Genomic DNA, 13,426 nt, shown 5'->3' with positions numbered 1-13,426 from the left:
GGTCATTTGTTACCTCGAGTCAATGATCCTTAACAACCGCAGGCTCCTGCGCCAGCTCCATAGCCTGCACCGCCATAACCAGGAACAAGTAAGAAGAACAAGACGAAGATGATAAGAAAAACAATCGCCCAACGTGTAAAGTATCCGAATGTGCCGTCCATTGTCTTCACCCCTTAAAATCAAGATGTTATATGTTATCGAAAGATGTGGATTTGTGAAACGGCTTTTATCCAATATTAAAAGTGAAAATCCGCCTGTTTCCAGTTGTCCTATGAGAGTTGCCTGCGAGCGATTTGCCAGCATTTTACCATTCTAATATTTCCTTCAGGTAATTTGCGAAGAAATAGTGCCTCTTTTATGTGTCATAACATTATTATATGTTTATTAGAGCAATGACTGTAACCGCATCCTAAATGAGCGGTAATCAGCGTAAGAAATACTAAGAAGGAGAGATCCTGATGAATCCTTTTACTTTTCACAATCCAACAAAACTTATTTTTGGAGAAGGGCAACTTGAGCAGCTTCGCACAGAAATTCCTCCTTTTGGGAAGAAAATTTTACTTGTTTATGGTGGCGGAAGCATCAAACGCAATGGAATTTATGACAATGTCATGAGAATATTACAGGATATCGATGCAACTGTTTATGAATTGCCTGGTGTGGAGCCGAATCCCCGCTTATCCACCGTACATAAAGGAGTTGACATATGTAAAGCGGAAGGAATTGAGTTTTTGCTCGCTGTAGGTGGTGGTAGCGTTATTGACTGCACCAAGGCGATTACTATTGGTGCAAAGTATGAGGGCGATGTATGGGATATTATCACTCGAAAAGTAACGCCAACAGATGCATTGCCTTTTGGAACGGTTCTGACCTTAGCTGCAACCGGTTCCGAGATGAATTCAGGATCCGTGATTACCAATTGGGAAACAAAGGAGAAATATGGTTGGGGAAGTCCTCTGGTTTACCCCAAGTTTTCGATTCTCGATCCGGTTCATACGTTTACCGTACCTAAAGATCATACGGTTTATGGAATCGTTGATATCATGTCACACGTGTTTGAGCAGTATTTTCATCATGTCCCCAATACACCGCTGCAAGACCGGATGTGTGAATCGATTTTGAAAACGGTGATCGAAACCGCTCCGAAGCTTATAGAGGATTTTGATCATTATGAACATCGGGAAACCATATTGTACTGCGGTACCATGGCATTGAACGGAATACTCGACATGGGATTCGATGGCGACTGGGGGACTCATCAGATTGAACATGCGGTTTCCGCTGTTTATGACATCCCACATGGGGGAGGACTGGCTATCTTATTTCCGAACTGGATGAAATATTGTTTGGAGGAAAATGTTGATCGGTTTAAGCAGTTAGCGATTCGCGTCTTTGATGTGAACCCCGAAAGAAAATCGGATCATGAGATTGCATTAGAAGGGATCGAAAAGCTTCGTGCATTCTGGAACAGCCTCGGGGCTCCATCCCGCTTAGCTGATTATAACATTGATGATTCACAACTCGAAGTACTGGCTGAGAAAGCGTTGGCGAGAGGAGAAGTCGGAAGGTTTAAGCGATTGAACAAGGAAGACATCTTGGAGATTTATAAAATGTCATTATAAGCAACTAAAAAAGTACGATCTCTTCCCGCCATGCCCCGGTTCGCCTTTTTACTGCCGGCATACAGATGACCGTGCGGAACGGCCGCTTTGATGATCTCGCTCAGATTCCGCAGAATCTGCTCCCAGTGGCTCAGAACCGGGGCTTATTTTTTCTTGCCGGAATGGCCGCAAGGATTTTGTCGATCTTAAACATCCGGTTCGCATGTCTCTGATAACAGTATGCCTTCACGTGTTCCCCACTGATCTCCTTCAGTTTAACAGTCCGTTTGGTAAATTGCTCGTTACGATCCATGTAGATGATGTCAACGAGAGCCCCGGTATCAAGATAGCGCTCCAAGTCCTTCAGCATGATACCACCTCAAATGCGAACTCATGTTCGTATTTATTATATCCATTCGAACTCGCAAATAAAACCCGCTATAATGAATTTGGTGATTCCAATGTGTGGACGAAGAATGATTCAGTGAGTGCATCAGATCGGTTAAATAATATGTATGATGAACAATTGGTTGAGGAATAAGAAACCGCCCTGAGTGACGAGGCGGTTTCTTGTTTTCGTACCATTATTAAATTGGTAAAAATTTCTATGTAATCCTGCTCGTATGATGAGTACAATAGGAACATACGTTCTCGTTGTAGGTGATATGATGAACAAAGCACGTGCGACTGCATTGATACGCGAGCTGTTGCTTCGTGAGCTTATGTTGAAATTGATTGAGCGAGAGATCAAAGCGTCTCAATCCTGGGCGAGCAGTATGTTCGAGACGTTGCATAAGAGGATCTCAGAAGAGATGGTTACAGTCAGGCGGCAATTACATAGCAACGCGATCTTCATCATTGAAAAGGAATGGCGCAACTGGGATGTAGTCGTGAAGTTTAAAGAGAAAGGTTTGATCAAAGAGGTACCTTACATGTTGCCGATGCTTGAAGCGGAGGCGATCGGAATGTTGGAGCATATATTGGATCCCCAAATCTAGCAGTGATTTCGCAAGGGGATCCAATCGTCAAATTCAGTCCTATGTATTTTTGTAAAATCATCCTACTACAGTTTTGCTTTCCCCCATCCCTTCTCCCCTACACGCATGCACGGCTCTTTACCGGCTGTGAATACCGACCGTGATTTGACGAACCTGACCTCACTTTGTATTCGTGATCCATAAAAAAAACCGCCTGATAAATCAGACGGTCTTAAACGACGGGCTGTGTTGACTGCTCTTATCAATAACCTCCTGCACCTGCAGCTCCATAGCCTGCACCGCCATAACCAGGAACGAGTAAGATGAACAAGACGAAGATGATAAGAAATACAATAGCCCAACGAGTAAAAGATCCAAACATTGTCTTCACCCCTCAAAATCAAGATATTATATGTTATCGGGGGATGTCATTTCTTGAAACGGCTAATAACCTGAGCAAAAGAAAAGTTCGCCTTCTGAACAGACGCTCATGAAAAATTGGCGAAAAAGCGATGGAAAAATTTCGCGAAAGTCAAGACTTCATTTACTAAGGATAAGAAAGTTTCGGCACGAATCTCCCTATCATCACAAATACTGATTGGAAGAAAACCCACTTCGGTTCATGAAAGTGTATGGGAGTTTTTCAATAAGATGAAATATCCAATACGAGAAAATCATACAATAAAAGGATTCTCTTTGGTGGAACTTAGTGGTAAAATCAATCCATATCCGTCTTTCGTGGTGATGTTTGTTCGTACTTACATCTTACCTATGAGTGGCGGATTTTTGTTATTCAAAATTGCCTCATAAATTTAATTTACTGGCTCTGTATTAATTCTATGTATATATTACCTTACAGTTTAATTCCTGTTCGGAGGGATATGTATTGACTCGGATAGTCATAACAGGTTATGGTGTGAAAGCACCCGGAGTAAGCAACAGGGATGAATTCAGAAAGGTATTGGAGAAAGGAATATGTACACAAGAAGTGCTTCAGGGGATAGGACCGAAAAATTCGAGCATTGTTTGTGGTGTCATACATGAAAACTTTGAAATTATTTCTGGAAAAAAATATAATAGATATCCGAGAGTGAGCCAATTGGCGATCGCGGCAACTGTAGATGCCGTAGAGATGGCTGGTTTACACAATTTAAATGATTGCCGTATCGCAGTCATTATCGGTACATCTACCGGTGGGTACCGAGAATTCGAATCGTCTATTACATATACAACGAACGATACATATGATAACTTTCCCTATTGGACTGCCGGATTAGTGAACATGCACAGCGTCTCTTCCGCTGTTGCCGCACATCTAGGTATTAAACCTCAAGCATTTACTCTTAGCACAGGCTGTACAGCTAGTACGGACGCTGTACTTATGGGGCAATTATTACTGGAAAGTAACAAGGCGGACGTTTGTATTGTTGGTGGAGCGGAAACTCCATTATCTCGTATTGTCATTTACTCTTTAGCAAGGCTAAACTTACTGCCAATCGATAAGGATGTCAATCAGTCTGGTGTCCCCTTTTCCAGTAAACATAATGGATTTGTCATATCTGAGGGAGCAGGAGTATTAATATTAGAACGTGAAGTTGATGCTGTCTCTAGAAAGGCACCGATACTAGGGGTTATCCATCCTGTAAGTACGAACAATGATGGAGTTTCCATTAATGGAATGGACAGAACGGGAAAAACCATGATTTCCGCACTGAAAAATGCAATTGGAGACATTACACCAACTTATTTAAACAGTCAGGCGTTGGGTCTAAAAGATAACGATAGAATCGACAGTATCGCACATCAAACGTTATTTGGAACATCCATCCCTATTACTTCAATAAAAGGGATGATTGGACATGCTTTTGGTGCTTCTGGTGCTTTGCAGATCATCTCATCGCTTTTAAGTATCGAACATGGATTTATACCACCAACAATTAAATCATCCGGAGAGGGATACTCACATTTGCCAATCGTATTCCAAACGCGCTATTGTGAAGTTTCCCACGTAGCTATAACTTCACACGGGTACGGTGGGAATAATGCTTGCGTATTATTATCAAAATATTAAAATTGGGGTGCCAATATATGTCCTTTATATTAATGCTGGCGATCAGTGCAGTTCCATTAACACTTGGGATCACTATGATCTGTTTGTTTGAAAAAAACAGATTAACGTTTGCCTTGTTTATTTATATGTTATTAATATGTTCATGGCAAATTGACATGTCTGTCTTATTTTCCGAAAGATTCTTTCAAGTGAAAACAATAGATTTTTTATTTCGTTTGTTTCGCTTTGGAACAATCATGCAAGCACCTGCATTACTCTATATCGCATACGTCGCGCTAAATGATTTGACATTACCGCATATCAGAAAAAGTATTTGGAGTCGCTTAATAAATAAACATTTGATTGTATTTTTATACTTGTGGAGCCTATTTGTATATGCCGTTAATTGGAGCCATAAAGGCATAGTGAATCTCTACTCTATTCATACAATGAATACTACTATACTATATCCGTTATATGGTGAATGGAATTGGGCGTTTAAATTACATCTTATGGCATTTGCTGTAATTATCGGAATAAGCTTTATAATAAGTATAAAAATTTATAACTCTATCATACGAACCTTCCTGATACTTTTTATAACGGCCATGGCTATTACTTATGGAGTTGGAATACTTAATTTGTCGAAAAACATTATAGTGATTTCCAGCGGAATTTCCGTCATGATTCATTCTCTTGCTATATTTGTAGCGTTTATAAGAATGCAAGCACTAACAATAAGAAAAATAAACGTATCCCTGAAAGAACAAAAGGATTTTCTTCGACAAATTATCGATATGAGTCCTACCTTTATATATGCCAAAAATTTAGATGGTGATATTACTCTTGCAAATGTTACATTTGCGTCAGCATATGGTACTACAGTTAAGGATCTTGTGGGAAAAAAAGAGGAAGATTTTTGTTTAAATAAAGAAATGACAGAAAGACTGTTTGATGAAAAATTAGTCATTTTATTTAATAAAACTATATCAAAGTCTGAGGAGTCATTTATTGATTCGCAGGGACGTACTCGTTGGTTACAAAGTATTAAGATCCCTTTTCATACTTCAACCGGTAAACAAATGCTTTGCGTTGCGACTGATATCACCACGCGTAAAGTCGCAGAAGAAGCTCTAAAAGAAGCTGAGTCGAAATACCGCAGTTTAGTTGAGAAAGCACCAGTAGGTGTATACATTATCCAAGAGGCTCGATTCGTGTATGTCAATCCCCGAATGTCCGAAATATTTGGTTATACAGTAGAAGAACTTCTCAATATGGAAATAAAGAATTTATTCGTGACAGAAGATCGACCGTTGATTGAAAAAAATATTTCAAAACAATTGAATAACCAACTGAGTTCGATTAGTTATCAAGCACGAGGAATAAAAAAAGATCAAAGCTTAATATACCTGGAAATACACGGTTCAACTACAACCTACGAAGGAAAACCAGCGATTATAGGCATGTATCTTGACATTACTGAACGTGTAAAAACTGAAGAAATCATACGAAAATCCGATAAACTTTCTGTTGTAGGCGAGTTAGCTGCAGGTGTCGCTCATGAGATTAGGAATCCCCTTACTTCTTTAAAAGGTTTTCTCCAATTGTTGCAATCAAAAACAAACGATAATAAGATATATTTCGATATCATGTTATCTGAATTAGATCGAATAAATTTTATTGTTAATGAGTTTTTAGTACTTGCTAAACCACAAATCATAAATTTTCAAAAGAAAGATCTTTTAAAGATATTGCAAAACATCACGATCTTGCTGAATACCCAAGCGATCATAAACAATGTACAAATCCATGTTGATTTTGATCCTTCTATTCCCTTGATAGAGTGTGAAGAAAACCTTATAAAACAATTATTTATAAATATTCTGAAAAATGCAATTGAGGCGATGGCGAACGGTGGAGAAATCAGAGTCCAAGCAATGAAATATCAGAATGATAGAATCCTCATCCGTTGTATTGATCAGGGATGCGGTATTCCAGAAGAGAGACAAATAAAATTGTTTGAACCCTTCTATACTACAAAAGAAAAAGGAACAGGCTTAGGATTAATGGTATGCTATAAAATTATTGAAGCGCATAACGGAAAAATAACGATCGAAAGTAAAATAAATGAAGGCACTACTGTAAATATAATTTTACCTATAAAACATCATTAATGTTGCATAAAACAACTCGGAGTCTTCAGACAACTTCTTCTCTTTCCTCTCAGTTCTTATTGTGACAAATCGACAACCACTGGTCAAGATACTTTGATGGTAAGGCCAGGCCTGTACTGTACAAAATGCAAGAGGCCCAAGAAAGGGCCTCTTTACTGTGTTAACTGTGGAACACCATGAATCTCATCAAGTGTTGTGGAAACATTATGGTTCGATTCACGATCAAAAACGGGAATACTGGTAATATCAATCTTTTCGAGGTGCAGTATGAGCCTTCATGAGCCATTTTTCTTTATTAAAAGACATTCTTCTCCTGGTACACAAGTATATCGGATATTCGCATACGAAGGAAATTTAGGATTAATAATTAAAGAAAGTCCTAATGCTCCATGGAAATGTGAATTGGACAACGGTGTGAGAATGGAAGTACACGTGGAAACAAAGGAACAAGCGGCTGAAGAGCTATGGAACCTGTTTATGGAAGAAAAAAACCCGGTATGCAACCGGGACGAGAGAAAATGATATTGGATATCATATTTGTAAATCCGTGAACTTACTACGATCGTTCCACATATGTTCAAACTGTGCTTCCCAATCTTTTGCCATGATCGGGTCATGTATGACAACAAATACTTCGTCATTCGTAGTGCTCGCTGCTGTCGTATAGTTAAAAGAGCCCGTCGTCACCACGGATTTATCCGCAATAGTGACCTTCAGATGCATGAGACCCTTATGGGTGTTCTCTTTGATCGGAATCCCCTTTTCACGCAAACGCTTCAACGCTTGCTGCTGCGTTTTGTTCTGTGCCTCTTGATGATCTGTTATGATCCTCACTTGTACTCCGCGTTCGTGAGCCTTCTCAATAGCTTGAACGATATCAGGTTTAGTCAGGCTGTAGATTGCAATATCGAGACTCGATTTTGTTCCATCGATCACCTCGATGAGTTTTTTCTCAGGATGTTGTTCCGCTTGCGTGAATGCCCACTCCACGTTTGGTTTTTCAGATGGTTTCGTTGCGTTTTCGCTGACCCCGGCACTTTTCTCTACACTACAGCCTGTCAAAAGCGAGATAACCAAAAGAGGAGCGACGAACTGTAACTTCTTCACTCTTTAATCCTCCTAATATAAACCTAAACTCAATTTTAAATTGGATAATGTTTCTATGCAACCTCCATGAATCTTGAAAGATTAGCCCCAATTACGAGTCCTAACAATTACAAAAAGCCGCTTCATTAACGGCTTCAGTTGCTTGTTGCTTTTCAGATTATTGAACGGTTCCCTCTGCTTTCTGCAAAGAACCTCTCATTCTATTCGTATATTTATCGCGATTTCCCTTCCTGATGGGCGAGTATCGGATATTTCTCGTCTTCCACCTCGAGTATCAACCAATCATCCCAATCCACGAATCCCGTTTCTTTTTCTAATTCCATGGCTGTCACCCCCTGTCGTTTGTGATACAATTCCAAAGGAATCATTACTTAAATTTTAGCAAATGTACATCCTTTTTTACCGCAAGGCTTGCAAATGGACTGACCAAACGTAAGCGTCAAATACTCCCCACCTACTAACCTCGTTTTGTATTTGAGATAATCTCCTCAAGATATTCGGAGAGGAGAATTTTCAATGTCCCATGTAGAATTGAGAAAAGAGTGGGAGGTACGGATCGCTGCTTTTCGGGCTAGCGGACAGAGTGCATCAGCATGGTGTAGAGCTCATCAGTTGAAGCTTCATCAGTTCCGGTATTGGCTCCGGAAGATGGAACACAAAGAAGCCGCTGTGACCCCATCATCCAAATGGATATCGGTAGAAGTGGACGGGCAGACTGGCGAGTCTAGAAACACCTTGCTCGTTAGAGTAGGGCAAGCAACCGTAGAAATCCAGTCTGGCTTTGATCCTGCACTGTTGGCCGACGTCGTGCGAACACTCCAAACGTTATGCTAAGCGAAGCTAGCGTAGAGCGGGTATATCTGGCCAGCGGAAGCACCGATCTACGGAAATCGATTGACGGGTTAGCCGTACTCGTCAAGGAAGAGTTTGAACTCGACCCTTTCTCGCCCTGTCTCTTCGTTTTCTGCAATCGAAAGCGAGATAAACTGAAGATTCTTCGCTGGGAACACAACGGTTTCTGGCTCTATTACCGCCGGTTAGAGAAAGGAAAATTTCAGTGGCCAGCGGAAGCGAGCTCCGTACCGTTGAAAATCAGTCGTCGGGAGTTGCGTTGGCTACTCGATGGTTTATCTCTCGAACAGCGACAAGCTCACCCTGCGGTGACCGCGCGCACAATCGTATGATTCCACACATCCACCTATTTTTTTTGAATGGAAAAGGAATTGGCTGTACATTGTCGAAATCAATAGTATTATGAAAAATCATACATTGAACCCGACCCCTACTACAATAGAAGATCTCCAAAAGAATGCGATTGGCTGAAAAAGCAAAATGCGGAACTGACCGCCAAACTGAAGTGGTATGAGGAGCAGTTTCGCCTCAGCCAACAGCGCCGGTTTGGCTCTTCGAGCGAACGAACGAATGCCGATCAGCTTGAGCTTTTTAACGAAGCCGAGGTGGAGGCAGATCCCACTGTAGAGGAGCCTACCCTCGAAACCATTACGTACCGCCGCTCCAAAAAACGCGGCCACCGGGAAACCCTGCTTGAAAACCTGCCAGTGGAGACGATCGAGTATCGCCTGCCATCTGAGGAGCAGGTTTGTTCGTGTTGCGGTGATTCTTTGCATGAAATGAGCACGGAGATACGGCAAGAGCTGAAGATTATTCCGGCCGAAGTCAAAGTGGTCAAGCATGTCCGTTACGTCTACTCCTGCCGCCGTTGTGAGCGTGAGGAGACAAGTACGCCGATAGTCACAGCCTCTATGCCTGCCCCCGTCTTTCCGGGGAGTTTGGCTTCTGCTTCCAGTATGGCCTATATCATGAGTCAAAAATATGTGGAGAGCATGCCTCTCTACCGACAAGAGCAACAGTTTGCAAGCCTGGGGATTGAGTTGTCTCGTCAGACCCTGGCCAACTGGATCCTCTACGGCGAATACCTGGTTGAGTCTGCTCTATGATCGCATGCGCGAGCACTTACTCAAGCAGGACATTCTGCACGCAGACGAGACGACCTTACAAGTGCTCCGCGAACCGGGTCGGGCCGCACAGACGACTTCTTATCTATGGCTGTACCGCACCGGGAGAGAAGGTCCGGCCATCATCCTCTATGACTACCAGACGACACGGGCGAGCAAACACCCGCGTCAGTTTCTTTCCGGTTTCAAAGGGTACCTGCACGTCGATGGCTATGCGGGTTACCATGGGATACCGGATGTGACCCTGGTCGGTTGTTGGGCTCACGCCCGGCGCAAATTCGATGAGGCACTCAAGGCGCTGCCTGAATCGAAGCGCTCGTCACCGGTAGCAGCCAAAGAGGGACTCAATTTCTGCAATCAACTCTTTGCGATTGAACGGGACTTAAAGGAGTGCACGCCTGAGGAACGTTACCAAATCCGTCAAGAACGCAGCCGCCCTGTGTTGGATGCTTTTTGGCATGGCTACGTACCCAGAAACCGAAAGTGTTGCCCAAAGTGCGTTCGGTCAGGCAATCTTGTATTGTCTGAACCAGTGGGAAAAATTAGAGGCGTTTTACAGGATGGGCGATTGGAGATCGATAACAACCGAAGTGAACGCTCGATCAAACCGTTTGTGATCGGTCGCAAAACTGGTTGTTCTCCAATACCCCGCGTGGTGCAAAGGCGAGTGCGATCATTTACAGTATCATAGAGACAGCGAAAGAAAATGGATTACATCCCTATTTCTATCTTACCTATCTCTTTGAGAAACTACCTAACCTAGATATGAAAGACAAAGATTCCTTAGATCAGCTTCTCCCTTGGTCAGAAAGCCTACCGCTTACCTGCCGGGCTATAAAAAAGAATACGTAAATCATACGAAAATCCCCATCTCTTCAAAAGGTGGGGATTATTTTACGCTTACGACCAAACTGACGAATCCCCTTTCATTTGGGCTCCTCCAATCTTCCCTCCCCACTTAACAAAAAACGCTTAGGAGAACTGATCCCGTTCACTTAAGCGTTTACATGATTATTAAGAATGGGATACCCGTTGAGAGTCGGATGGACGGAATTTCTTCCCCTTTATTTTGTATCATAAAAATCGATCAGCCGAAGAACCATTATGATCCCCATTCCTATTAGAACCCATAGCCACATCTTCATCACCTGCTTCCTATATTGTATGAGGTGTGAAGAGAGTATGTTTTACGTGATAACCCCTAAAAAACGAACAAGACTGCCGTCCTTTGATTGATTGAAGACTGAAAAATGAAGATCATTCAATTGTATGTGATGATCGACAAACTTATAATGAAGATGGAGGTATGTTATGTTCATCCGTCTCTGTCTTCGTTTGATCGCATGGTATCAACGTAAAATCTCACCCAAATTTGGACGACGGTGCCGCTTCGAACCCACATGTTCAGAATATGCCCGCTTGGCTCTACTCAAGTATGGCATATGGAAAGGAATAGCGAAGACTGCCAAACGTCTTGCTCGCTGCAATCGATATTATCACGGTTCAAAGATCGATTATCCATAACGAGGTGAACTATGAACGTCATCCAGATTGAATGTCAATGCGCAAAATGTCAATATAAATGGTTTTATCTTCCTTTTGAAGAAGTACGCCTGATCCGTGCGGAAATCCTTCGTTATGGAGGATACAGGGATCATGGAAGATGGGGGGGACGTCATCACTCCGATTATCCACGCTCATCGGGATGTGGCTGTGCGAGCCCGGGCTGCCTTTTCTTAGAAGGGTTTGCCTGTGCAGAAGTGCTTGATGGTTGTGGCTGTCTCGGTTGTGCCACGATGCCTCTCGCTTTCATTGGCGGTGTTTCACTATTGGCACCATTGACCCATCTATTCGTAAAATTGTTCCGTAAAGATTTGCCCCAGTATCACAGGGCCTGCCCCGCGTGTGGTTCCGGTATGTTTGAGCGGAACACGGTTCTTTATCGGGATGGAATGACGGAACTGCTCGCTTCGATCACTCACTTACCCGTGATCAATCCTATAGTCGTTACCGCTCCGTCTAGTGTTGACCAATAAGTTTGCTTATAAGAAAGGATGAAGTGTATAATAAGAACGCCTACATACTTCAATGTCATCGATTCCAACTGGAGGTTGAAAATGAAGGGATTGCCGAATTTTATTCAGTACCAAAACGGCGAATTATGGCTAACGGAAAACGAACGGGATAACTTGAAGATCAGTTACCGTATCCGTGACATTATATATGCAGAACAATCTCCGTACCAGCATGTGATGATTTTGGATTCCTACGATTTCGGCCGAATGCTGGTATTAGACGGGGTTGTGCAAACCACTTCGATTGACGGTTTTATTTATAATGAAATGATTTCTCACGTTCCGCTGACGTTCCATCCGAATCCAAAGCGCGTCCTGGTGATCGGCGGAGGTGATTGTGGGGCTGCCCGTGAAATCGCTAAATATGAAAATGTGGAACAAATTGATCTTGTAGAAATTGATCAATTGGTTGTCCAAGTATGCAAGGATCATTTACAGGAAGTATCGGGAAACCTTTCAGATCCGCGTGTACGTTTCGTTTATAGTGACGGAGTAGCTTTCGTCCGCGAAGCAGTTGATACATATGACGTCATCATCGTAGATTCTTCCGATCCGGTTGGCCCTGCCAAACAGTTGTTCGAATTTGATTTTTACCGCAACCTGCATCGCGCTTTAAAAGCTGACGGCATAATGGTTTGCCAAAGCCAATCTCCGATTTTCCATGCCGAAGTGATGGTTGAGACCTATAAGAGCATCCAACGGTTATTTCCAACCACTCTCCTTTATACGGCCGTCGTACCTACCTATCCGGGGGGACTGTGGAGTTACACACTCGGCTCCAAAATACACGAACAACCGGCCAACATCCGCTCTTTTGACAAGCAAACCCGATATGTCAACCGAGACATTCTGGAACAATGTTTCAAAGTCCCTCAATTTGTAAAAGAATTATTATAAAGCTCGGAATCCCCTGGCATTCCACCAGGGGATTCGTGTTATAGACTCCTTACATTCTCATATAGGATGGGTAAATGACCTTACATGCCCCTTTCGGATGAAAATGGGTCTAAATGATGGTTGAATCTATATCCAAAGTTTCGGTTTCCCATGTTTCTCCCGCGGACGCTTCTTTGCTTTATAAGACTTCGCTCTTCCTAAATGTTTCAATTCCCAGAGCAAATCATCTAATTTCTTTTCTAATCTTTTCGTTTCTGACATCATTTCATTAAGTAATCGGTCATTTTCTTTTATGATTCGATGTTTGAACAATCCATAAATTTCTTCAATGAGTCGTTCCTCGACTGGCCCAGGCATGTTTACACTCCCTTTGTCTAGAATAGGCGATATTCACATGATACATTTGATGCGATAAAGAACGAATTTGAAAGGGCTAAACACCCATTACTTTTATAATAGGCTGTCACCAGTTGATCCATTGTCTCTACCTTTTCAATACGATGAAGAGAGAGATGATTGAGCCGGAATAATGACGTAATATTTCTATAGAGCAGAAAATTCAAAGGATG

At 42.2% G+C, this 13,426-nt stretch carries 16 protein-coding genes; 12 read left to right on the top strand and 4 right to left on the bottom strand.

The window, feature by feature from the left end:
- Positions 1-29 precede the first annotated feature (29 nt).
- A complete protein-coding gene (locus DNHGIG_RS14595; protein ID WP_282200285.1) occupies positions 30-161 on the bottom strand; it encodes a hypothetical protein in 132 nt (43 codons plus the stop codon).
- A gap of 297 nt (positions 162-458) precedes the next feature.
- On the opposite strand from DNHGIG_RS14595, the gene DNHGIG_RS14590 reads away from it, so the two are divergent.
- Positions 459-1,622 (top strand): iron-containing alcohol dehydrogenase, encoded by a 1,164-nt coding sequence (locus tag DNHGIG_RS14590; RefSeq protein WP_282200284.1) that lies wholly within the window; start codon positions 459-461, stop codon positions 1,620-1,622.
- A gap of 130 nt (positions 1,623-1,752) precedes the next feature.
- On the opposite strand, the gene DNHGIG_RS14585 is transcribed toward DNHGIG_RS14590, so the two are convergent.
- Entirely contained in the window at positions 1,753-1,971 is a 219-nt protein-coding gene (locus tag DNHGIG_RS14585) for a WYL domain-containing protein (RefSeq protein WP_282200283.1), read from the bottom strand.
- Positions 1,972-2,266: 295 nt separating this feature from the next.
- Between DNHGIG_RS14585 and DNHGIG_RS14580 the strand changes: the two genes are divergently transcribed.
- From DNHGIG_RS14580 to DNHGIG_RS14570, 3 genes are all read left to right on the top strand, one after another.
- Positions 2,267-2,599 carry a YhjD family protein gene (locus DNHGIG_RS14580; protein WP_282200282.1) on the top strand — a complete coding sequence of 111 codons (333 nt, stop codon included), beginning with the start codon at positions 2,267-2,269 and terminating at the stop codon, positions 2,597-2,599.
- An 865-nt stretch (positions 2,600-3,464) separates the two neighbouring features.
- Complete coding sequence (locus DNHGIG_RS14575; protein ID WP_282200281.1) at positions 3,465-4,649, top strand: beta-ketoacyl-[acyl-carrier-protein] synthase family protein; 1,185 nt, start codon at positions 3,465-3,467, stop codon at positions 4,647-4,649.
- 17 nt (positions 4,650-4,666) lie between these two features.
- Complete coding sequence (locus tag DNHGIG_RS14570; protein WP_282200280.1) at positions 4,667-6,802, top strand: PAS domain-containing sensor histidine kinase; 2,136 nt, start codon at positions 4,667-4,669, stop codon at positions 6,800-6,802.
- A gap of 531 nt (positions 6,803-7,333) precedes the next feature.
- On the opposite strand, the gene DNHGIG_RS14565 is transcribed toward DNHGIG_RS14570, so the two are convergent.
- A complete protein-coding gene (locus DNHGIG_RS14565) occupies positions 7,334-7,909 on the bottom strand; it encodes a phospholipase D family nuclease (protein WP_282200279.1) in 576 nt (191 codons plus the stop codon).
- Between the two features lie 516 nt (positions 7,910-8,425).
- On the opposite strand from DNHGIG_RS14565, the gene tnpA reads away from it, so the two are divergent.
- The 8 genes from tnpA to speE all read left to right on the top strand — a co-directional run bounded on the left by tnpA (position 8,426) and on the right by speE (position 12,857).
- Complete coding sequence (gene tnpA, locus DNHGIG_RS14560) at positions 8,426-8,743, top strand: IS66 family insertion sequence element accessory protein TnpA (protein WP_282200278.1); 318 nt, start codon at positions 8,426-8,428, stop codon at positions 8,741-8,743.
- Positions 8,737-9,093 (top strand): IS66 family insertion sequence element accessory protein TnpB, encoded by a 357-nt coding sequence (tnpB, locus tag DNHGIG_RS14555; RefSeq protein WP_282200277.1) that lies wholly within the window; start codon positions 8,737-8,739, stop codon positions 9,091-9,093. The genes tnpA and tnpB overlap by 7 nt, the downstream gene beginning before the upstream one ends.
- An 84-nt stretch (positions 9,094-9,177) precedes the next feature.
- Complete coding sequence (locus DNHGIG_RS14550) at positions 9,178-9,867, top strand: IS66 family transposase zinc-finger binding domain-containing protein (RefSeq protein ID WP_369414759.1); 690 nt, start codon at positions 9,178-9,180, stop codon at positions 9,865-9,867.
- The gene (tnpC, locus tag DNHGIG_RS14545; protein ID WP_282200276.1) at positions 9,851-10,576 is read left to right on the top strand and encodes an IS66 family transposase; all 726 of its coding nucleotides are present in this window, start codon (positions 9,851-9,853) and stop codon (positions 10,574-10,576) included. The genes DNHGIG_RS14550 and tnpC overlap by 17 nt, the downstream gene beginning before the upstream one ends.
- Complete coding sequence (locus tag DNHGIG_RS14540; RefSeq protein WP_282200275.1) at positions 10,519-10,737, top strand: transposase domain-containing protein; 219 nt, start codon at positions 10,519-10,521, stop codon at positions 10,735-10,737. Before tnpC ends, DNHGIG_RS14540 begins: the two co-directional genes overlap by 58 nt.
- 459 nt (positions 10,738-11,196) lie before the next feature.
- A complete protein-coding gene (gene yidD, locus DNHGIG_RS21070) occupies positions 11,197-11,409 on the top strand; it encodes a membrane protein insertion efficiency factor YidD (RefSeq protein WP_369414715.1) in 213 nt (70 codons plus the stop codon).
- Positions 11,410-11,420: 11 nt separating this feature from the next.
- Entirely contained in the window at positions 11,421-11,921 is a 501-nt protein-coding gene (locus DNHGIG_RS14535) for a hypothetical protein (protein ID WP_282200274.1), read from the top strand.
- Between the two features lie 81 nt (positions 11,922-12,002).
- On the top strand, positions 12,003-12,857 hold the full coding sequence (gene speE, locus DNHGIG_RS14530) for a polyamine aminopropyltransferase (RefSeq protein ID WP_282200273.1): 855 nt from the start codon (positions 12,003-12,005) through the stop codon (positions 12,855-12,857).
- Between the two features lie 126 nt (positions 12,858-12,983).
- Here speE and DNHGIG_RS14525 read toward each other — a convergent pair whose 3' ends face one another.
- A complete protein-coding gene (locus DNHGIG_RS14525; RefSeq protein WP_282200272.1) occupies positions 12,984-13,214 on the bottom strand; it encodes a hypothetical protein in 231 nt (76 codons plus the stop codon).
- Positions 13,215-13,426 lie beyond the last annotated feature (212 nt).

Origin of the sequence: Collibacillus ludicampi (assembly GCF_023705585.1) — a bacterium.
Taxonomy (GTDB): Bacteria; Bacillota; Bacilli; order Tumebacillales; family BOQE01; genus Collibacillus; species Collibacillus ludicampi.
The sequence above is the reverse complement of the archived record's forward strand: the minus strand, read 5'-3'. Positions and strand labels throughout refer to the sequence as shown.